A 22161-nucleotide genomic window follows, 5' to 3' on the forward strand; every position below is an offset into this window, starting at 1 on the left:
GGCACCCGGATCAGGCAGCAAGCACGGATCCGCGTGCCATTTTTTAGGGTATTTGGCTTTAAACCTTGGAAATTGCGCTTAACTCCAACCACATCTTTTGTGCTGAATGAACACAATGGAACTGTTCAGAAAACTAAGAGAAACGTTTTAGCGGCAGAACAAAAGCCCTGCAGCAACCCATAATCTCAATCTTACGTGTCTCAAAAAAAGTTTATCGGTAAAACCCGGGCGTAGTGCTTCCGGAAAAGCGCCCTTTTGGTTTCAGGAGATAAACAGTTGGCAACCTCCCTCACACAATAAAAGGCAGCCTCCCTTTTATCAGGAGGCTGCCTTTTATCTTGGAAGCTGTTAAAACGGGCTTAGCTGCCGTACCCGGGGTTTTGGACCAAGTTGGGGTTTACTTCCATTTCCCGCTGTGGAATCGGGAAGATGAGCTGATTCGCATCAAACGGGAGGTCGCCAACGCTGCGGCCTGTGCGCTTGAGGTCGTGCAGCAGGTGCCCTTCAAAAGCAAGCTCGAGCCTGCGCTCCTGCAGTACCGCATCGACTGTAACATCAGCGGCATCAAGTGCGGCGAGACCGGCGCGTTCGCGAATCAGGTTCAGGTCGTTGGCCGGGCTGTCGCCGGTCGTTGTGCCTGCACGCAGGTTCGCTTCAGCACGGGTAAGATACAGCTCCGCAAGGCGGATGGTGGGGATGTTGGTGAAGGTCTGCCATTTGGCCGTGCGAAGCGCACCACCGCCGGTGTAGAAGAAGTCGGCGCGTTCATCATCGGCTTCATAGCGGGCCATGTGCTGATCGAGGATGTCGATGTCGCCCCTGCCGTTGAAGTTGGAGGAGGCGTAAAACAGGTTCAGCTCGTTGGAGCCGTCCTGCGGGGTAACGATAAGTCCGTACACGGTTTCCGATACGTTGCCTTCATTATTGAAGGCTTCAGCGAAGGTGTTCATCAGGCTGAAACGGCCTGAGTCGATCACACGGGTAGCTTCGGTTGCGGCTTGTGCGTATTCGCCGCGCATCAGGTGCACGCGTGAAAGCATGGCGCTTGCCACGAAGGTGTTGGCAAATACCCCGTTCACTTCCGGCAGATTGTTTTTTGCGAAAGTGAAATCAGAGATCACAGCCTGATAGACGTCTTCAACAGAGGCGCGGGGCAGCTGACTTGATTCATCAATGCCGCGGGTTGGCGTTAGCACGATGGGCACCCCGGGGTTTTCGCTGGGATTGCCGTCGTTGTAGGCTCGGCCAAACACGCGTACAAGCTCAAAGTGCGCCGCTGCACGCAGGAAACGGGCTTCGGCTTCAACACGAACGCGGTCCTGTTCATCGAGTACATCAAGTGCGCTTAACACATTGTTAGCCCGGTTGATGGTGTTGTAGGAACCAACCCACACCGATTGGGTGTAGCTGTTATCGGTGGAGATGATTTTATCAAACACTTCGCGGGGCTGAAAGAAAGTCCCGGTCCAGGCTATGTCGCCGTCATCGGCGAGCAGGTCGGGCAGCATCTGATAGCGGCCGCCATACTGAGAGGCCGCGCGGTGTATGGAGTAGGCACCCACAAGCGCCGCCTGAACGTTGCCGGGCGTGCTAAGGGCGTCTGATTCATCAATGGATTGCTGCGGATCAACATCAAGCAGCGCATCACAGGAAAGCATCAGGAAGCCTGCCAGCACGACAGCAAGGGTAAGAATTGAGCGTTTTGTTTTTTTCATAGGATGAAAATCTTTTGGGATGGGCATTTAGAAACCGATGTCGATACCAACAGTAAACGAACGGGCCTGCGGGGCGGAGTAAAACTCTGTGCCCTGACTGATGTTGCCTGCCAGGAAGTCGGTGTTCACTTCAGGATCCCAGCCGGGATAGTTGGTGAAAGTGAGCAGGTTTACCCCGGTGAAGTACAGACGCATGCGGTCTATGCCGTAGTTGTTCAGGAACGAGCTTGGTACATTGTACGCAAAGGTCACGTTTTTGAGGCGCAGGTAGGAACCGTCTTCGATGTAGCGGCTTGAAGGTGCGGTACCGTTGGCCCGGAACAGGGTCGGACGCGGCACATCAGTGATGTCGCCCGGCTCACGCCAGCGGTCGAGCTGATCGGTAGTCTGATTGTCGAAGAACCAGGCATTTGCGCTCATAAAACGGCCGCTCGGCATGTAGATGTCGTTGCCGTACACAAACTGGAACAGCACGTTCAGCTCAAAGCCGCGGTAGAAGAAGTTGTTGCCAAAACCACCAATGAAATCCGGGTTGGGATCACCGACAACCACTTCAGTGGCTTCGTTCGGATTGGTGGTTGTTGCACGCGGATCATCGCCGCTGTTGAGGAAGTACAGGGCAGCACCGGTTTCAGGATCAACACCGGCATACTCACGGGTGAAGAATACCCCGATTGGCTCGCCTTCAATAGCACGGTTGATGAAGCCCTGTGTAATGACCTGACCATCGAGGTCGGTGATTTTATTCCGGTTGGTTGTGATGTTGAAATTAGAGGTCCACTGCAATTCACCGGTTAGGTTGAAGGTGTTGACCGTGAATTCAAACCCTCTGTTTTCAAGCTTACCCACGTTCTGCAGCTGAGAGGTGAAGCCCGTTGTAGCCGGTACGTTCACATTCAGGAGGAGGTCGCGGGTGTTTTTCACATAATAATCGGCTTCAACGCGGATACGGTTGCCCAGAATACCGAAGTCAATTCCGAGATCGAACTGAGCGGTTTGCTCCCAGCGTAGATCCGGGTTGGGCGATTGCGAAGGATTGATACCGGAGAAGCCGGCGTAGGAGGTGCCCCCAAACAGACCGCGGGATGCAAAGTTGCCGATAGCAGCATTACCGGTAAGGCCGAAGCTTGCGCGCAGCTTGAGCAGGTCAAAGAAATCTGCGTTGCGCATGAAGCTTTCTTCCGAAACAATCCAGCCTACAGAACCGGCGGGGAAAAATCCATAGCGGTTGTCAGCCCCGAATCGGGAGGAGCCGTCCACGCGTCCGCTCAACGAAAGCAGGTACTTTTCATCAAACTTATAGTTCAGTCGGGAAAAGTAGGAGATGAAAGAGTATTCTGACCCGGAGGAGCTTCCGCCAATAATTTCAGCGGCGCTGGAAATGCGGCGGAAATTATCATTGGGGAAACCGCGGCCTTCCACGAAGGTCCGGGTGTCGGTTACGCGCTGCGCACTGAAACCCCCAACGATTTCGAGATCATGTACATCCTGAAAGGTGTTCTGATAGGTAGCAAAGGTTTGGGAGGTCCAGTTCTGAATCTGAACCCAGCGGCTGAAGCCGAGGCCCTGCCCTTCGTTTCCGCCTACACCGCGGGCGGTAAGGGCGCCATAGTACTGATCTTCGTTCTGTGTGAGCAGGTCGATACCATACTCGGTACGCACGCTCAGGTTGGGTGAAAAGCTGAAATCACCGTAAGCACTACCGATGGTACGGTAAATGGTTGTGACGAAATCGGCGTAGTCGCGGTGCAGCAAACCGTTATAATATTCCGTGAAATCGCCGCTGAGAATAGGCGTACAGCCGGGGATGGTTTCCTCATTCTCATCGAAGCAGGTGCGCGGGTCGAAAATCGGAGTGACCGGCGGCTGAGCAACAAGCTGCATAGGAGTAGCAAACGCATTGTCAGAGGAGAGACGGTTCATCACGCTGCGGTTGGTGCTCAGGTTCACGCCAAGCATAAACCGGTCGCTAACAGTATGGTCCAGGTTGAGGCGGGCGCCGATGCGCTCGAAGTCGTTGTTAATAAGGATACCGGTTTCATCGGAGTAGCTGCCGCTCACAAAAAAGCGGGTACGGTCGTTACCGCCGCGGGCAGAGAGCTCATGGCGGAACATACCGGCATTCTGGAAGGCTTCGTTTTCCCAGTTGGTATCGATTACGCCGTCGCGCCATCCCCAGCTACCGTCAGCAAACTGACGAAATTCACCGGCCGAGAGCCAGTTCATTTCATCATAAAAAATATCAAGCCATACCTGCGGATCAACACCGTCATCAATGGCACGGTTGATGGCAGCTTCCTCATACAGTTCAAAAAACTGTTCGGTGTTCAGGAAACCCCGGCGGCTGGTCGGTTCGCTGATGCCGGCCTGAAAACCGTAGCTGAACTGCGTGCGCCCTTCGCGCCCGCGCTTGGTGGTAATCAGGATAACACCGTTGGAAGCCCGCGAGCCATAGATGGCAGCTGCAGAAGCATCCCGAAGAATTTCGATAGACTCGATATCATTTTGGTTGATATCAGAGAGCGGGTTGGTTGCAGAGGCGTTGGCAGAGAGGTCATCCATCGTTACCGGGATACCGTCAATGACATACAGTGGCTGATTACCGCCCGTAACGGAGGAGCCTCCGCGGATACGTACCTGTGTAGCGCCGCCCAGCTTACCGGTCTCACGCTCGATGAAGACACCGGCAACCCGACCCTGAATCGCTGATTCCACAGTATTAACGGGGGTGTTCTGAATAGCTTCACCGCTTACCGTTGCGATAGAGCCCGTAACATCACGCAGTGAGCGTGTACCAAAACCAACTACGACTACCTGATCGAGATCAACCCTATCCTGTGAAAGACTAAAATTGCGGGTCACATCCGAATCCGTGACGGTGATTTCCGTCGTTTTGGTACGGTACCCGACATAAGTAACGACAACCGACCAGGTTCCCGGACTTAGCGCAAGTTCATATTGTCCGTTTAAATCTGTTGTTGCTCCCCTTGAGAGCTCGGTCACAAAAATATTGACCCCAATCAGTGTTTCGCCGCTTCTTGCATCTGTTATGGTACCCGAAAGGGTATAATTCTGCGCAAAGGCAGAAAAGCTAAACAGCATCAGGAGCATGAAACCTGAAACAAAGTACCTCAGCTTCATATTTTCATTAATTAAGTTAATAGCAAATAAGACCGCCGGAAAGGGCGGCTGTATGAAATATTTCCTGCAGTACTACCCTATCGTTTCATTTTATTAAGCAGGTCGCGTGGTTCGCAAGAAATAGTTAGTTAGTTTACAGATACACCGCGCGATATTCAAGCTGAAATATTAAGAATATCATCAATCGTAAAATCAATATGGAAGCGCTACCAGTAAAACGGTTTATAGCATAGTAAGGGGTACAATAATCCTCGACAATTTAGGAATCCTAATAAAATCGTAAAATTGACTATACCCGTATACAGGTAATTTATCCGAATATGTGTCAATCAGATGCGGCTCATGACCGCATGGAATTCTATAAATATGACTGATTTAGCTAAATGCGACTTACATGCTGTAACGATTGTGTATTATTCGTTTGAGTTTGATAGTAAGATAAGATAGTATTTAAAATTTAATACGATTTAATTTTTTATATTTCCAAAAGTTCAGGGATTGAACATCACTATAAATAATATCTGCTTGTTCCTTATTTTAGAACTGTTTATTGGGAAGCATTATGGTGAGATGTATATATATAGATTTACAAAATCGGTTGTTGATGAAGCAAACTTAAATTCATATTAATTTGTGTGTATCTGTTTGGGTGAATAACGCAGCCATTCTCTTTTTTTTCTACATCAGGCAGAAGTGCAAAATACTGTGCCTTATAACTTTAGGCGTTTTTAGATGTACTGTTTACAGGCTTTAAAACCATCGTATTCCGGACAGCTTATACTTGAATGTAAACTAATAAAAATATAGACTTATGTTTCTTTCTGAGAGGCTTAAACCCCGATTTCTTTTATTTCTTAGGCTTAAAAATTAGATTCATGGTTCCTTAATTATCCATCAATCAAGAGGTCAAATACGTATGCTTAAGAAGATACTTTCGCTTTCGGCTTTTGTGGTTGCATACTGCCTGCTCGCTGCAGGAAGTGTACATGCCCAAACCGGAACGCTCTCTGGTACTGTGACCGATGCCACAACCGGTGAGGAGCTCATCGGAGCTACTGTACTGGTTCAGGAACTTGGCAGAGGCGCACCTACGAACCTATCGGGTGAATACAGGGTAGAAAATATACCTGTAGGCACCTACACTTTACGGTTTTCATTTGTCGGCTACCGTTCACTAACTACAGAAGTTACCATTAGTGAAGGGCCGAATACATTCAACGCTGAACTCAGGTCGGATGCGACCGGTCGGGAAGAAGTGGTTGTAACCGGTATTGCTTCCCGTACATCACGTGAAATTTCTGAAGTAGCGGTATCCCGTATCGACGCTACTCAGTTTACCGAAAATGTTTCCTTCCAGGATCTTTCCCAGCTGATCGGCGGCCGTGTTGCCGGTGTTGGCGTGCAGCCTTCCGGTGGTACTGTTGGCTCCGGTGTTCGTTTTAATGTACGCGCAGGCGGCGGACTTGGAGGGCAGGGTCAGCCTTTAATTTTTGTTGACGGTATCCGCATTGATAATTCCGAAATCGCGGGTCCCGGTCGTGGTGGTCAGGGTGTGGGAACACTCACAGACCTTAATATGGACGAGGTCGCTTCCATCGATATTCTGAAAGGTCCGGCTGCGGCAGCACTTTACGGTACAAGCGGTTCAAACGGTGTAGTACTCATTACCACACAGCGCGGTCAGGCACTGGGTGATGCCGGTGGACTTAGCGTAAATGTTCGCACCACACGCGGTATCAGCGAGTTTGGCCGTGAAAGTCAGACCAGTCAGTTTCTTTCTGAGCAAAGTATTAATGATGTGTTTGAAACAGGCTTACTCGAGCACTACAACGTGAGTGCGCAGGGTGGCTCAGAATTCATCCGCTTCTTTACTTCCTACGATCAGCGTCTGGAAGAAGGTATTCTGCCCCGGAACTACATGGACCGCCAGAGCTTCCGCGCCAACTTTGATGCCTTCCCCCGTGAAGACCTCACCATTGGCGTAAGCGCGGGCTTCACTATGAATGAAATTGCCCTGCCCGATAACGACAACAACGTAATTGGCTACCTCGGTAACGTAATTCTCGCACCAGGCGGTGATGACGGCACCTTCGGCTTTACCGCACGGGAAGCCATTGACGCCATCGAAGACATTACCCGTCAGAATCGTTTCCTCGGTTCGGTAAACCTTCAGTACCGTCCTATCGAAAACCTTGAGCTCAACGCACAGGTTGGTTTCGACGGCTCAAGCCTGCGTCGTGATGAGACCATCCCGCCGGGCTTCTTTGTAACAGGTCCCGGTACCGCCGGTCAGCGTTACATCCTGAACCGCACCAATGAGCAATTCACCTACGACATCAATGCCCGCTACAGCTATGATATCGTTGACGGACTGACTGCATCCAGTGTATTAGGGGCGCAGCTCTTTGAGCGCACCCTTCGCCAGAGCTTCAACCAGAAGCGCGGTTTTGCTTCCGCCCTGATTTCCAATATTGGTGCCGGTGATGACTTTATCGATGCCAACGAAGGTTTCCTCAATAACCGCGAAGCCGGAATTTTCTTTGAGCAAAACTTCAACTACCGCAATCAGTACATTCTGAGCGTAGGTGGTCGTCAGGATTTTGCTGCCTCTATCGGTGAAGAAGCGCCCAACATTTTCTATCCGAAAGCCAGTGTTGCGGTGCGTTTGGATAACATTCTTGACCTGCCGCCCTCAATTGATTTCCTCAAGCTTCGTGCAGCTTATGGTGAAACCGGTCAGCTGCCCGACTTTAACGATGGCGCAGAGCGTCTGTGGGCTGGTCAGAACTCCGCATACGGAACAGGCGGTGTCATTTCTTTCGTGGGTAATCCCGAAATCAAGCCCGAGCGTATTCGTGAGCTCGAACTTGGTGTAGAAGCAGATTTCCTGGGTCGTTTTGGTCTTGACTTGACTTACTATCAGCTATGGGCGAAGGATTCCATTATCGACTTCCGTCGTGCTTCTTCAACCGGTGTTACCAACCTCGTGCCCTTTAACGTAGGTGGAGTAGAAGGTCACGGACTTGAGACTACGCTGAGTATCAACGCTTTCGAATCACGCGATTTTGGCCTTGATTTCGATGTTGCGTATTCCTACTCATACTCAGAAGTAACAGATCTTGGTGGCGCACAGCCCATTTTTGACGGCTTCAGCGTACAGGTGCTTGCAGAAGGTATCGAGCGCTCCGCATTCTTTGTGCAGCGTGTAAACGGCGCGTTGTTTAATGATGATGGTGTCTTCATTGGTGTTGACGCTGATCCTGAGCGTTCTGCAGTAGGTACTCCCTTTCCGAAGCATACCGGTTCATTTGCCATGAACTTCCGCGCATTCCGCAACCTGAACGTATACGCACTGGTTGACTGGGCCGCTGATCTCTACATCTACAACAATACCCGCGAGTTCGCCATACAGTTTGGAAATGACCGCGAGTTTGCTGAGCTCAACGAGCGTTTTGCAGACCTAACCCCCGGTACGGACGAGTACATCGATGTGGCCAACCGTCTTGCCCGTCTCAATACCGCCTTCCCGTACAATCAGGTAGAGCGGGCAGACTGGCTGAAGCTTCGCGAAGTATCTGTAAGCTACAACTTCAATGAGCTTATTCGCGGCACAGAATTTGGCAACTACATCAACAGCCTTTCAGTTTCTGCCGGTGGCCGAAACCTGCTTACCAGCACTTTGTACAGCGGCCTCGATCCTGAGGTGAACTTCGACGGCGCAAGAAGCCTGATCCGTGGTCAGGACTTCCTCACCATGCCTCCTGCGCGTCAGTTCTTTTTCACCGTATCACTCGGATTTTAATCATAGGAGAACCAGAACATGAGAAAATATTTAATTCCCGGAGTCCTGCTTCTGGTCACAAGCTTTATGCTTGTTGCCTGTGAAGACTGGGTTCTGAGTACAGAAGAACCAATTGATGTAACCGAGGATGTTTTCCTCGATGACCCTGCAGAAATTCCGTTTCTGATAACCGGTGTGGAAGCCCGTTTTGCTTTCACCTGGACCCGCCTCGGCCTCATTGCCGACCTTACCGCCGATCAGCTCATTTTTGATGAGGTGATGGATCTGGCAACCTTCCCGACTTATCGCGATATCGCTAGCAATTTCCGCGGTATTGGTGATCAGACGGCCTTCAGCAACAATACCATCCGGAACGCATACAACCCGCTCAACAACTGGCGCCTGCTTTCAGATGACCTGCTTGAGCGTGTGGAGCGCATCGAAAGCGAGCTTTCTGAAGATTTACGCGACCGCGCTCTCTTCACCGGAAACTTCTACGGTGCCCTCGCCCGCTACATGATCGGTTTCTACTTCGAAGATTTCGCCTGTGGTGAAAATGCGGCTATCGGAACGGATGGCAGAAGCTGTATTGATCAGTTTGGTGCGCCCATTGACCGCAGCCCGGTTATCCGTGCCGCTGATATGGCTGTAAACGAAGTGCTGCCGCGCCTTGCTGCCGCTGAGGCGTTTGCGACCCCGGAAGAAGTCCGTATCATCAACACTTTGCGCGCACGCATGCATCTGATTCTGGGTAACTACGCAGAGTCTTTTGCAGCCGCTCAAAACGGCATGGAGCCCGGCGATGATCCCTTCCGGAGCCTGCATAGCGTACAGGCCGCTAACGAATACTTCTTCGCTGCCGGCGACGGCCGTATTCAGGTCATCCCTGACTACCGCTTTGCGCAGTACGTAGAAGACAATCCGGAAGAAGCTGCACGGGTTCGCATTCGTCAGGCGCCGGCTGGCATCGTAAACGTGGATGAGCCCCGCTTCCAGCAGGATATGTACCCGACACAGGCTTCGCCAATGGATTTCCTCACCTGGCAGGAAAACCACCTCATCCTTGCTGAGCTCGCAGCCCTGCATGGTCAGGCCGGTGACGCCCTCGCGCTGGTAAACGAAGTTCGCGACTCCCACGGCATAAGCCCGCTTGCGGGTCCCGTAACGCAGCAGGTCATTATTGAAGAGCGCGACAAAGAGCTCTTCCTGCAGGGCCTCCGCATCTTCGACCTCCTCCGTTTCGGCATCTGGCCCGCTGAAGTTAAGGGTACGCCCGGCTTCGGCCTTACCGGTCAGCCCGTAGGTGCCTGGAGAGGAATCCCCATCCAGAACGATGAGCGGAACGACAACCCCTGTATCGCCAACCCGGATAACTGCTAAATATCTGCGTTGAGCTGAACTAATCTGTTTACGAGAGCCCGTGTCTTGTACAAAGCACGGGTTCCCGTATCTCTAAAAGAAAATTAAAAAGCCGGATGAACCCCATAAGCGGGATCATCCGGCTTTTTAATTTTTGGGTATATCGCCAGCATATAAAATATTGCCTGTATTGGTCATGAGCGCGGCAACTTCATTAAAATTAAATATATCTGTAATGGCACAAGCTGTAGCATGACCCCAAACTGATTTATATTCCGAAATCAGTTCTCATCTGTTTATACTTTTAGAAGATTAACCCGCATTATTCACTTCGTGGGAATCGCTTCGCTCAGTGCGCAGCGTCTGTATTGCACCCAAATGTGAGTAACCTAAGCTTTTCACTAAGCTAAATTTAAACTTTGACCTACGTAATAAACCCCTTTCAATGTGAATAATGCGGGTTAAATTTCAACAGCTCATAAACGACTGTCGGAAACTCATCCCTGAATAAAGTATTTTCAAGTGAACGAGCATCGTGTCTCATTTTAAAGTCAAGCTTGCGAATCCAATGCATTCATGAAAAAATTGCGGAATGTATATTTAACCGGACTAATGGTGCTGCTGTGCAATACGGCGGCCTTGTCACAATCTGTTTCGGGAAACCTGAGCGCGCATGCGGGTGAAGAGCTGCAGCTTGAGGGGTTTCGCGGACTCGAAACCTATGAAATCAGCCGTACGCGGGTTGGTGCGGATGGCAGTTTTTCGCTTCGTTACGATGGGGAGGCGCCCGGTATGGGGCTGCTGATTCCGGCGGAGGGCGGACCCTTCGTAGTTGTGCTTTCGGGGGAGGACCTCCGGATTGAGGGCGAAGGTTTGTCCGCGCCCGAAACCGTGCAAATAGGCCGCGGGGCCGAAAACCTGATCTTTGAGCAGTATGCCGCAGAGCACCCGCGGCGCGAGCAGGCCCTCAGTGCATGGGTTTACCTGAACAGCATGTACCGCGAAGATGCGCTTTTTGCCCCGCATGTGGCCCCGCGGGAAGCCATTGCTGCGGAGATGGCGCGCATTCGCGCAGAGGATGACGCCTTTCTGGCATCCCTCGATTCCGAAACCTACGTTAGCTGGTACCTGCCAGTCCGCCGACTCGTGAGCGCGGTGCCGGTCGTCGCGCAGTTTCGCACCGAGGAGATTCCGGCAACGGTTGCCGCTTTCCGCGAACTCGATTACACCGATCTCCGCCTACACCGCAGCGGACTCCTGCGCGATGTGCTCGAAAGCCATGTCTGGCTGATTGAAAACAGCGGTCGCAGTCTCGATGCGGTTTTTGAAGAGCTGAATGTCTCCTTCCGGATCTTTGCCGAAAACCTCCACACGGACGCTGAGAAATTTAGTCCGCTCGCGGAGTTCATGTTTGATCTGCTGGAGCAGCGGAGTTTGTTTGCCTCTTCAGAATATTTCGCAGAACTGCTGCTCTCGGTGTACGACGACCTCCTGAGCCGCCGCCTGCGCGCGAAGCTGCAAATCTACGGTGAGCTGCGCCTGGGCAGCATCGGTCCCGATTTCGAATTCGGGGAACTCATCCAACGGCCCGAGGGCGTAACAGCGACGCGCCTGAGCGAGGTCGATGCCGACTATGTGCTGCTGATTTTTGCCGCAGGATGGTGCCCCTTTTGCCGTGAAATGAAGCCCGAGCTGATGGCGCGCTACCCTGGCTGGCGCGCGCAGGGCGTCGAAGTCGTCATGGTCAGCCTCGATGATGACCCCGACATTTTCGAACAGTACACCCGCGGGATGGATTTCCTGAGCATGACTGATCTCAAGCGCTGGGAGAGTCCCGCCGCACAGGCCTGGCACGTGTACAGCGTCCCCACATTCTGGCTGCTCGACCGCAACCGGCGGATCATCCTCAAACCCAACTCGGTCCGGCACATGGACTCCTGGGTGGACTGGCACCTCGTGCAAGGCAACCCGCTACCGCGATGATGGCCGCCGATTTTGGGGTTCGCAAAGGAGGCAGAAAATCCCAGCGCGCTGATAATTCTCGTATTTTTTTTGGGTAAACTCCGTGAACATCAAGAGTTTGGGCGAAAGGTTCCGGGTTTCCAAACCAAAGATATAGGCGTTGCTTTTTTGCAGGTACGCGAGGGTATCCCGCGGATTTCCCGGATCATGCAAGATCTTCGTGGATTTGTTAACAGCGGGAATAAGACGATCTCCCGCACTTAGCCTACCACCTGCGCTTCATCCCATGTCATTCCGAACGCTTCTCATTTTGCATGGAGCCCTTTGAAGCCACCGGGCTTATCCCGCCCCAATATCCTTCGAAGCATCATGTTAGGAATCTCCCAAAGCCGGATACGGGCGCAATCATAAATCCGGCTCGTTCGGGCTTCCTGCAAAATCCGAAACGTCTCAACTCCCTTTGCGCCCTTCGTGCCAAAAACACCAATACCGGAAAACACTGGCACGAGCATCGTTTGAAAACATCCGATTTAATACATGCACCTGAATGCACAGGGCGTACCTACGGCACGCTCATACGTTGGGGCGTTTCCCGGTTTCTACCCACAGGGTGCCCCTACAGGGCACGCAGCACACGATAGCTTTGATCAAAATCATAGCTCGTGAACATAAAAATCTGTCCGGCTTTATCCGCACACCGCCCAACCCACAAACAAAAAGCCCTGAAAGGGCGACATACCAAAGCACAGGGTGTCAACCCTGTGATTAACACACGCCATCAAAAAGAGCCCTGAAAGGGCGGCATACCTCAGATGTCAGAACAACGCCCAAAACCAGATTCAGGCATCGATGATATGCCGCTCTTTCAGAGCTCTTTTTATGTGTGGGCATTTCCTGACTGACCGCAGGGTTGGCACCCTGGGCTATGATATGCCGCCCCGTTGGGGCTATTTGCCAGATCATGGATCATAAATCGCTTCGATACTTTCCAGCATCTACCCAAATCCCAAATCCACAAAAAACCATTGCGGTAAAACATGAAAGCCGCATTCAATTTATACCCAAAATGCTCTGATCCAAAAGCGTCCTGTAGGGACGCCCTGTGGGTAGAAAAACGCCCGCTCCCCCACATAATCCGGGAATGCCGCAGGCATGATGTGTCCGTCGGAGACCCCCGAACGGGCATCGTTTGAAAACATCGGATTCCTAACATGTACCTGGATGCACATGGCTTGCCACCCACAGGGTGCCCCTACAGGGCACGCTGGAGTTTGGCTTTTGCTTGTATTTTTGAGTTTTTCGTAAAAAAATCCCGGTCTATGATGCATATGACCGGATTTTTTAGGATATTATTGTCTAGTTATATCACTAGATTACTCTTAAATCCTACCGCATATGGGCTATCCTACCAAAATTCAACGCATCGACCGCAAAGCCAGCCAGCAGTGGTATGTCAATATGCCTGCCGCCGTGGCTGAAGCTATGGAATTCCAAAAAGGCGAAACCATCGAATGGATCATCGATGACCAGCAGCATATGGTTCTTAAGCGCGACGCCAAACTCGTCAGCAGCCTTAAAAAAAAACTGCCTCAAACGCGCTGACAAGCCAGTTTGACAGCCTGCTCCACGAATCCACTCACAGTAAACTGACGCCCAAAATGCAAAGACTGGTACACGATCTTGCCTACGGTCTGGTTAATTGTGGCGGTAAGCGCACGCTCACAGGCATGCTGAGCGGTAGCGGCAACCAGTTCTGTGACTGGACGGCCGCTTACCGGATGTTCAGCAAGCAGCGCTTTGACCCGCAGGACCTGCTGGATGTCAGCCTGCGCCACGGGGTCAGCCTGGCGCCTGACAACGCTCCGGTCATTGCCCATATCGACGATACCCTGCTGAAAAAAACAGGACGCAAAGTACATGGTGCGAAATGGCAGCGAGACCCGCTTGGACCCGCTTTCCACACCAATTTTATCTGGGCACAGCGCTTTGTACAGGCCAGTATCGCCTGCCCGGCCTCTTCGCAGCTTTGTCAGGCACGGAGTATACCGGTGAGTTTTGTCCATGCGCCCATGCCGGTTAAACCCGGCCGTAATGCGGATCAGCTGCAAAAGGACGCTTACAAAGAAGCTAAAAAGAAAAGCAGGATAAGCTGTGTTGGCGCAAAGCTGGTGGGTTCATTGCGCCAGCGCCTCAACGAGTTGGGATCAGCCTCACGTCACCTGCTTGTAAGTTTTGATGGGGGGTATACCAATCGCGAAGTAATCCAAAACTTGCCGGCGCATACAACCTTCATCGGCAGGGTCCGCAAAGACGCTAAAATCTATGATCCACCTGCTGACCAGCCTGACACAGGGCGGCGGCGCTTGTACGGGGAGCCTAAGTTAACTCCGGACCAGATTCGTACCAGTGATCAGGTAAGCTGGCAGAAGGTCAAAGCTTTCGCGGCAGGCAAGGAGCACGAGTTTAAATTAAAGGTAGTAGAAAACGTTAAGTGGAAGCCTGCGGGCGGGCACCAGCTACTCAAGCTTATTATTATCAGTCCTCTTGGGTACCGCTTGGCTAAAGGGGCGAACCTGTTGTACCGTAAACCCGCCTTTCTGATAACCAATGACCTGAAGTTACCGCTGCAAACCCTGCTTCAGGCTTATGTTTGGCGCTGGGAGATTGAAGTCAACTTTCGAGAGCAGAAAACCCTGATGGGCTGCGGGCAGGCACAGGTGCGCAACCAGCACTCCGCCGAAGGTGTACCTAAGTTTGTTACAGCGGTGTACAGTCTGTTACTACTTGCCGCTGAACACTGCAGCAGGCAGAATGATCCACCGGTCCAAATGCTGCAACGTGCCAAGTGGTACCCCGAGAAAGAAAACAGCAGGTGGACGACAGGAGACATTTGTAACCGCTTCAGGGCGGAATACTACAGCAAAGCCATAGGGGTGAGTTTTGACGGCTTCATGAACAAAAGGTACCGAAAGCAGAACCACCTAAAACTGCTAAACCCGGCTTTATCGGCCATGATTAGCATCAGAACTTAGCCAAACTCCAGAGGGTACTTAGGTACCCTTCCGCTGAGTTTTAAGCTTCGCCTTGCCAGCAAGAAAATTTCTTGGTGAATAATGCGGGGTAAATCTTACGCAGTTTTCTGCACCAAACGCAAAAAGGCCGCTGATCCTGCAGGAACAGCGGCCTTTTTTGAAATTTGGACTGACTAAAGCGGATAGCTATCAGGCAGCTTCAAGGGCTTTGATACGCTCATCAAGCGGCGGATGGCTCATGAAAAGGGCCTGAATACCGCTGCGCTTGCCGGATGAAATCCCAAAGGCGTTCATAGACTCGGGCATTTGATCCGGTACCTGCGATTCCGCTTTGAGGTGCTTCAGCGCACTGATCATACCGGCTTTACCGCCAAGTTCAGCGCCTGCACGGTCGGCAACGAACTCGCGCTTCCGTGAGAACCACATCACGATCATGGCGGCAAGAATACCGAGCACAATCTGCATCACAATGGTTACAACAAAGTAACCAATGCCGTAACCGCTGTCATTTTTGAGAATCTGACGATCCACAATATGTCCGATAATGCGGGCAAAGAACATCACAAAAGTGTTAAGCACGCCCTGAATGAGGGTGAGCGTAATCATATCGCCATTGGCTACGTGACCAATTTCATGGCCCATAACGGCACGGATCTCATCTTTGCTGTAGCGTTCCAGCATGCCGGAGCTGATGGCAACGAGGGCGTTGTTACGGTTCCAGCCGGTTGCATAAGCATTTGCTTGCTGCATAGGAAAGATGGCGACTTCGGGCATGTCAATTCCGGCACGGGTTGCCATATCCCGAACTTCGTTAACAAGCCAGCGCTCTGCCTGCGACCGGGGATCGGTGATGACCTGTGCTTTCGTGCTCCACTTCGCTATTGGTTTGGAAAGTAAAAGCGAAATAACGGAGCCTATCATCCCGAAAACAAAACAGATGATGAGCAGGTTGGTAAGGTTGAGCGCCCCTGTTTCATCCAGGGTTGAGCCTACCCCCAAAATGCTCAGCACAATACCCGCAACAATTATTATGGCGAGGTTGGTAAGCAGAAATAAGGCTATTCTGAACATATTTTATGTAATGGTTTAAGTGTTGAGTCGGTTGAAATTTGTGACCCTAAACGACGCAGGGCCGGTTTATGATATGCGGGCCGGGTAGGTTCCCAGCACTTTGATGAAGCCGGAATGCTCCCGCAGTTTTTCAAGGGCTTCCGCGGCAGCCGGAGAAGCAAGATTTCCTTCGAAATCTATATAAAACAAATACTCCCACGGATTGCCCGGACTCGGACGCGATTCCAGCTTGGTAAGATTAAGATCGTATTCGTGTAAAATATTCAGGGCCTGCGCGAGTGCTCCTTTACGGTGTGCAGCACTCATGATAACGGACGTCTTGGTTTTGATTTGTCCGTCGCAAACAACAGGATCCTTTGCAACAACTACGAAACGGGTAAAGTTTTCCTTCTGATTGGCAATGCTGTCACTTACTATGTGCAGCCCGTACAGCTCAGCGGCATTGCGGCTTGCGATGGCTGCCTGCGAAAGGTCATCGTCTTCCAGCACCTTCTTCGCTGCCATGGCCGTATCAAGGTAGGCTTCCACTTTGCAGTGATGCAGCTTTGAGAGATACTCTGAGCACTGCGCGATGGCCTGCGGGTGCGAGTAAATGCGCCTGATGTTGGAAACCGGCACTTCGCTGAGGGTTACGAGACAGTGCTGCACCCGGACAACTTCTTCGCCTACAATGTGCAAATCATGCTTGTGCAAGAGGTCGTAGGTGTCATTAATGGAACCGGCTGTGGTATTTTCGATAGGGAGCACGCCATAGTGCAGGGAGCCGTTGTCAACGGCTTCGACTACGTCCCGGAAGGTTTCATGACCGATAGACAGCAGCTCATTGCGGCGCGAGCCGAAGTGCGTGTGCACGGCGCGCTGACTGTACGCACCGTCCGTACCCTGATATCCGACGCGGAGCAGACTAAGGGCGTCGCGCAGGTTATGATGATCCATCAGGAAATCCGTCTGAAAGCGCACCGAGTAATCGATGATCTGACGGAAAAGGTTCATCGCGAAATATTTATCTACGCCCTGCTCCTGCGCTACGCGGCCTATGCGGCTTAGGATTTCATGCTCCCGCGATGGATCGCGCAGCACGGCTTGCTTGTCGCGCTTCAGGTGAGCCGTTTCCTGAATGAGCTTCTGCCGGAAAGCAAGCGCTTCAAGCAGGTTATGGTCAATACGGTCAAGCTCTTTACGGATATCACTTAGCTGTCTTTTTTCACTCATAGGTCTGATTTTCTGCATTCATACACGGTGTCTTTTTACTGCAAAAGGTGTGCCGTACTGTTGCTGCCTGTTTATATGAGCAGCATGGCATCCCCAAAAGAATAAAATCGGTAATTTTTCTGAATCGCGTGCGCATAGATGTGGCGCATTTCGTCATAGCCCGCGAAAGCCGCAATCATCATGAGCAGCGTACTTTTGGGGAGGTGGAAGTTGGTGATCATGCTGTCCGTATGCCTGAAGCGATACCCCGGCTTAATGTAGATACCGGTATCTCCCGCCCCTGCGCTAAAACGCCGACCGTTGTCCGGCAGGGATTCGAGCACGCGTGTCGTTGTTGTGCCAACTGCCGTAATATGCTTCGCGGCGGAGAGCTTTTCGGCGGCCTGCGGCCCGACCATCCAGGATTCTGTGTGAAGCTTGTGCGCGCTGATGTCATCGGTTTTGACCGGTGCAAAGGTACCAAGGCCAACATGTAGGGTTACCTCAGCGGTTGGATGACCAGCTTCACGCAGCTCATCCAGCAGCTTGGTGGTGAAATGCAGGCCCGCTGTGGGCGCGGCTTTGCTGCCTTCAGGTTTAGCATACACGGTCTGATACCGCCCGGCAAGCGATTCATCCGGTGCAATGTAAGGCGGGAAAGGCGTGTTCCGGTGCGGCTCAAAGGCAGGGTGATCGAGCGGGAGGTTGAAGGTAAGCCTGCGCAGCCCGTCATCTTCAATATGATTTACCATAGCCCTGATACTTTCTGTTAGCTGCACTTCCCTGCCAAGCTTAAACTTCCTGCCCGGACGCACCATCGCGTCAACCGTGTGCGGATTATGGGTGTGGGTGATAAACACTTCCCGGTTTCCAAACAGCAGACGTGCCTTCTCAACCCGGCTGTTATTCATCACAAGCGTCGTGCCCGGGTGAAGAAACGCCCCAAGCTGATGAAAAACAGCATCGGTGATTTCTCCGGTTGACCGGCGATACACGAGCAGGCGGGCATGATCGCGGGGCTCAGCAGGCTTTTGGGCGATATGCTCCGCGGGCAGTTCGTAGTCAAAATCAGAAAGGGTAAAGGACCTCATGATGAGACAGCAGGGGGGTTAAGGACCGCTTCACAAACCTGTTCCCAGCTTTCGCAAATAAGATCGGCGGTTGTGTCTTTTTTATGGAAGTCACTTACCCCGGTGTACAAAATGCCTTTGATCCCAAAACCCTGTGCGCCTTTAATATCGGTTTGCTGAATGTCTCCGATGTGCCAGGAGCCCTGTGTGCCGGTTCCGGTTTCGTGCAGAATTTTTTCAAACATTTTGGGATGGGGCTTGCTCACGCCCACCTCATCCGAAAAAGCAAAAGCGGTAAAATGCTGCCCGAGACCGTGCGTATCCAGAAAAGCTTTCAGCACCCGTCCCGGAGAAAACATGGTATCTGAAATGATACCCAGCTTATAGTGCTGTGCAAGTTTGCTGACGGCTTCGGTAACACCCGGTGCCAGTTCAGGCGGACCGTCAAGCAGGGATTCTTCGTAAATATGCGCAAGATCACGCTGTTGCTGTGCTGTTACGGAAAGTTCGAGGTAATCAAGGGTGAAGCCTACCAGCTCGTACGAACCCGGTGTACGGGACTGCCCCAGCCAAATTTCGTCAAAACGCGCAGAGGCATGTGCATGGGCCTGTTTTACATCCGCTGCGGTAATGTCCTTCCCAAAAGACCCGGCCAGTTTGTGAAGCGCTTCAACCCTTCGCCGGGCGCGCTTTTCGCCATTGGTATGGGCGTTGACGATGGTGTTCCAGAAGTCGATTGAGATAAAAGCGTTGGCAGATTCCATGATGAATAGTCAGGTTATTTTGGATGTTGCAGGCAAAGGGTGAGGGTTTGTTGTGTAAGCAGCTGTTTCAGGGGTGAAGGAGTTCTGGTTCACGCTGGAGCAACTGCGGCAGGTCATCGGCGATCGCGATATTTTGGGATGCACACCATCTCTCCAGCTCCTCCGAATAAAAGCGCGAACGCACCAGAAAAGGGCGAATGCCGAGTTTCAGGGCCGGTTTCAGATCACTTGCCTTATCACCAACCATGAAAGACCGGCTCAGGTCGAGCTGATGTTCCAAAGCAGCACGTTCAAACAGACCGGTGCCGGGTTTGCGTTCTGCCAGCAGCGCCGGATCTTTGCCATTATGGAAATCAGGGTGCCAGGGGGCAATGTACCACCCGCTGATGTGCACGCCGCTTTCCGCAAGCTGACGGGCAGCATACGCATGGAGTGCTTCCACATCTTCCATAGAAAAACGGCCACGAGCAATGCCTGACTGATTGGTGACGACAATCAGCTTATACCCGGCACGCTGCAGCCGTAGGAGCGCATCCGGTACGCCGGGGATCCAGTCCCACTCATCGGGGCGGTGCACAAAATCGTGGTCAACATTCAGGGTGCCGTCCCGGTCAAGGAAACAGGCAGGCTGAAGAGCAGCAGTTGTGATCATTCCCCGGATTGGTTTGTTTCAGAGAGTTTAAACGGCCCGTGCGCATGCCACCAGGCTTGGGTACGCAGCAATGAAACGATGGTCTTGGAATCGGTAATTTCGCCCGCATGAACCATTTCAACAGCCTGCCTGAACGGGAGACGAAAATGGGTCAGAAACTCGTCATCATCCATATTGTCACGCCCAACCGTAAGGTTCCACGCGGCAAAGAGGTGAATTACTTCGTCGGAATATCCGATACAGGGGTGGAAAAAACCAACATAGTGCAGGTTCTGACAGGTGAGGCCGGTTTCTTCGGTTAGTTCCCGGCGGGCCGTCACTTCGGGCGGTTCACCCGCATCGAGTTTACCGGCAGGCACTTCCAGCAGCGCCTGTTTTACCGGATAGCGGTACTGACCCAGCAGCAGCACATCCCCGTTATCAAAAACAGGTAGCACAACCGAAGCACCCGGGTGCCGGATATACTCCCGCTTTGACAGGCTATGATCCGGAAGAATTACTTCATCCTGCCAGGCATCAAGCAGCACGCCTTTATAAACCTGTTTGCTGTTGTGCGGTATTTCTTTCAGCCAGGCTGATTTTTCAGCCCAATTTTCAATTTTGTCCAAAAAAAACCGGATATCTCGAAGTTCAGCCAACCCTGTGTTCAGCTACTTTCCCAATGCAGGCTTAATTACTCTTTACGTGTAAATTCGCGGGATTAGAAGTATCTTAGAAACTTGCTGAGATTGGCATTTATAATGCAATTTCACAAAATAACCTTTTAACACACATTTTGGAAACTATCAAAGCCATTACCGATACCCGTATAAAGCCGACCAGACAAATCTGGACGGTAGGTAATTTTCTGTCCGTTTCCAGAATCCTTGCTCTGCCTATTCTGATTTGGCTGCATTATAACAATGATTTTCAGCCGAATTTTGAAATGAAGCTGGTTGTGGCATACATCATCCTGTCGGACTTCCTTGATGGCTTCGCTTCCCGCGCGCTCAATCAGGTCAGCGAGATGGGTAAATGGCTTGATCCGCTGGCCGACAAAGCTTGTGCGGGCATTTTGTTTGCCTACGTATGGTGGATCGGTATGGTACCGAGCTGGCTCTTCGGCTTTATTATTCTTCGGGATGTGCTCATCCTTGCCGGCTCACTCTTAATCAAGCAGAAAAGAGGTAAAGTTGCCATGTCGATGATGGCGGGTAAAATTGCGGTCAACATCCTTGCCCTGTACTGGCTCGCCCTTGTATTTACCAATGCCGAAACCCTCATCCTCGTATTAAAATATGCCAGTGTACTCATGCTTGCTTATTCGAGCTACATTTATCTGAAACGGGGCTATGAAATAATGCAGGGTGCGCAGTACGACTGAGATTAGTTGAATTTATTTTTAACATTCCGGCTGCAGCAGGCAGCTGAATTAAGCACAATCTGGTTGAAATGAGTTTTTTAGAAAAATTAGGTTTTAAAAAAAAGGAAGAGCGTCTTAAAGACGGTCTTGAAAAAAGCCGTACAGGCCTGCTCAGCAAGCTTGGCAAAGCCGTAATCGGGAAAGATACCGTTGATGATGAGGTGCTGGATGATCTGGAGGAGGTACTCATTACTTCCGATGTTGGCGTAGCAACAACCCTCAAAATTATCCGCCGCATAGAAGCGCGGGTGAAAAAGGACAAGTATCTGAATACCAGCGAACTGCAGCAAATTCTGAGAGAAGAAATTATTGCGCTGTTACGGGAGAACGACACGGACAAACCGGCTGAATTCGGAGCCGAAACGCCCGCTAAACCGCATGTCATCATGGTTGTAGGTGTCAACGGTGTTGGAAAAACAACAACCATCGGCAAATTGGCCTGGCATTACAGGCAGGCTGACAAAAACGTGCTGCTGGGTGCCGCAGATACTTTCCGGGCGGCAGCCGTGAATCAGCTCACCATTTGGAGCGAACGCGCCGGGGTTCCGATTGTGCAGCAGGGACAAAATGCAGACCCGGCCGCAGTAGCTTACGATACCGTCGCTTCCGCCAAAAAACGCGGTGCCGATGTTGTGCTGATTGATACCGCAGGTCGCCTTCACAACAAAAAAGGCCTGATGGATGAGCTTTCTAAAATTAAGCGCGTTATGAGTAAAGTAGTACCGGAAGCACCGCATGAAGTGCTGCTTGTTCTTGATGCCTCAACGGGTCAAAATGCCATGCAGCAGGCCAAGGCGTTTACGCAGGCTGTGGATATCACCGGTCTGGCCTTAACCAAGCTTGATGGCACAGCTAAAGGGGGTATTGTTATTGGTATTTCATCTGAGCTTAATGTGCCGGTGAAGTACATCGGTGTAGGCGAACAGGCAGCTGATTTACAGGTATTTGACCGCGTAAGCTTTGTGAATGCACTTTTTGATAAAACACCATAACTATATGGCGAAGCAAAATATGCTCTTTA

The 22161-nt window shown here is 51.6% G+C and carries 16 protein-coding genes; 7 read left to right on the top strand and 9 right to left on the bottom strand.

The window, feature by feature from the left end; genetic code table 11:
- Positions 1–359: 359 nt before the first annotated feature.
- Positions 360–1715, bottom strand: coding sequence for a RagB/SusD family nutrient uptake outer membrane protein (locus CYPRO_RS01125; RefSeq protein WP_164682428.1), 1356 nt, complete (start codon positions 1713–1715; stop codon positions 360–362).
- A gap of 27 nt (positions 1716–1742) precedes the next feature.
- Complete coding sequence (locus tag CYPRO_RS01130; RefSeq protein WP_114982758.1) at positions 1743–4856, bottom strand: SusC/RagA family TonB-linked outer membrane protein; 3114 nt, start codon at positions 4854–4856, stop codon at positions 1743–1745.
- A gap of 916 nt (positions 4857–5772) precedes the next feature.
- Here CYPRO_RS01130 and CYPRO_RS01135 point away from each other — a divergent pair.
- From CYPRO_RS01135 to CYPRO_RS01145, 3 genes are all read left to right on the top strand, one after another.
- Positions 5773–8658: a TonB-dependent receptor domain-containing protein gene (locus CYPRO_RS01135; RefSeq protein WP_114982759.1), complete on the top strand. Its 2886-nt coding sequence runs from the start codon at positions 5773–5775 to the stop codon at positions 8656–8658.
- 18 nt (positions 8659–8676) lie between these two features.
- On the top strand, positions 8677–10017 hold the full coding sequence (locus CYPRO_RS01140) for a RagB/SusD family nutrient uptake outer membrane protein (protein ID WP_114982760.1): 1341 nt from the start codon (positions 8677–8679) through the stop codon (positions 10015–10017).
- 555 nt (positions 10018–10572) lie between these two features.
- On the top strand, positions 10573–11979 hold the full coding sequence (locus CYPRO_RS01145; protein WP_114982761.1) for a TlpA family protein disulfide reductase: 1407 nt from the start codon (positions 10573–10575) through the stop codon (positions 11977–11979).
- 1034 nt (positions 11980–13013) lie between these two features.
- On the opposite strand, the gene CYPRO_RS16475 is transcribed toward CYPRO_RS01145, so the two are convergent.
- Entirely contained in the window at positions 13014–13157 is a 144-nt protein-coding gene (locus CYPRO_RS16475; RefSeq protein ID WP_164682430.1) for a hypothetical protein, read from the bottom strand.
- 196 nt (positions 13158–13353) lie between these two features.
- On the opposite strand from CYPRO_RS16475, the gene CYPRO_RS01160 reads away from it, so the two are divergent.
- Together CYPRO_RS01160 and CYPRO_RS01165 are read left to right on the top strand one after the other, a co-directional pair.
- Positions 13354–13560 (top strand): hypothetical protein, encoded by a 207-nt coding sequence (locus CYPRO_RS01160; protein WP_114982764.1) that lies wholly within the window; start codon positions 13354–13356, stop codon positions 13558–13560.
- Positions 13561–13604: 44 nt separating this feature from the next.
- Positions 13605–14990 (top strand): IS701 family transposase, encoded by a 1386-nt coding sequence (locus CYPRO_RS01165; protein ID WP_456298333.1) that lies wholly within the window; start codon positions 13605–13607, stop codon positions 14988–14990.
- 189 nt (positions 14991–15179) lie between these two features.
- Here CYPRO_RS01165 and htpX read toward each other — a convergent pair whose 3' ends face one another.
- The 6 genes from htpX to CYPRO_RS01195 form a co-directional block, all read right to left on the bottom strand.
- A complete protein-coding gene (gene htpX / locus CYPRO_RS01170) occupies positions 15180–16061 on the bottom strand; it encodes a protease HtpX (protein ID WP_114982767.1) in 882 nt (293 codons plus the stop codon).
- A gap of 66 nt (positions 16062–16127) precedes the next feature.
- Positions 16128–17273 carry a prephenate dehydratase gene (gene pheA, locus CYPRO_RS01175; RefSeq protein WP_164682432.1) on the bottom strand — a complete coding sequence of 382 codons (1146 nt, stop codon included), beginning with the start codon at positions 17271–17273 and terminating at the stop codon, positions 16128–16130.
- Positions 17274–17344: 71 nt separating this feature from the next.
- Positions 17345–18343, bottom strand: coding sequence for a tRNA preQ1(34) S-adenosylmethionine ribosyltransferase-isomerase QueA (gene queA / locus CYPRO_RS01180; protein WP_114982771.1), 999 nt, complete (start codon positions 18341–18343; stop codon positions 17345–17347).
- Complete coding sequence (locus tag CYPRO_RS01185; protein ID WP_114982773.1) at positions 18340–19086, bottom strand: HAD family hydrolase; 747 nt, start codon at positions 19084–19086, stop codon at positions 18340–18342. The genes queA and CYPRO_RS01185 overlap by 4 nt, the downstream gene beginning before the upstream one ends.
- A gap of 67 nt (positions 19087–19153) precedes the next feature.
- The gene (locus tag CYPRO_RS01190) at positions 19154–19738 is read right to left on the bottom strand and encodes a D-glycero-alpha-D-manno-heptose-1,7-bisphosphate 7-phosphatase (RefSeq protein ID WP_114982775.1); all 585 of its coding nucleotides are present in this window, start codon (positions 19736–19738) and stop codon (positions 19154–19156) included.
- Positions 19735–20346: an NUDIX domain-containing protein gene (locus CYPRO_RS01195; protein ID WP_240644802.1), complete on the bottom strand. Its 612-nt coding sequence runs from the start codon at positions 20344–20346 to the stop codon at positions 19735–19737. The genes CYPRO_RS01190 and CYPRO_RS01195 overlap by 4 nt, the downstream gene beginning before the upstream one ends.
- A gap of 167 nt (positions 20347–20513) precedes the next feature.
- Between CYPRO_RS01195 and CYPRO_RS01200 the strand changes: the two genes are divergently transcribed.
- Together CYPRO_RS01200 and ftsY are read left to right on the top strand one after the other, a co-directional pair.
- Positions 20514–21101, top strand: a complete 588-nt coding sequence (locus CYPRO_RS01200) for a CDP-alcohol phosphatidyltransferase family protein (RefSeq protein WP_164682434.1) — start codon at positions 20514–20516, stop codon at positions 21099–21101.
- Positions 21102–21169: 68 nt separating this feature from the next.
- Entirely contained in the window at positions 21170–22132 is a 963-nt protein-coding gene (ftsY, locus tag CYPRO_RS01205) for a signal recognition particle-docking protein FtsY (RefSeq protein ID WP_114982778.1), read from the top strand.
- The last annotated feature ends 29 nt before the right edge of the window (positions 22133–22161 follow it).

The sequence above is a fragment of the Cyclonatronum proteinivorum genome (assembly GCF_003353065.1).
Lineage (GTDB): Bacteria > Bacteroidota > Rhodothermia > Balneolales > Cyclonatronaceae > Cyclonatronum > Cyclonatronum proteinivorum.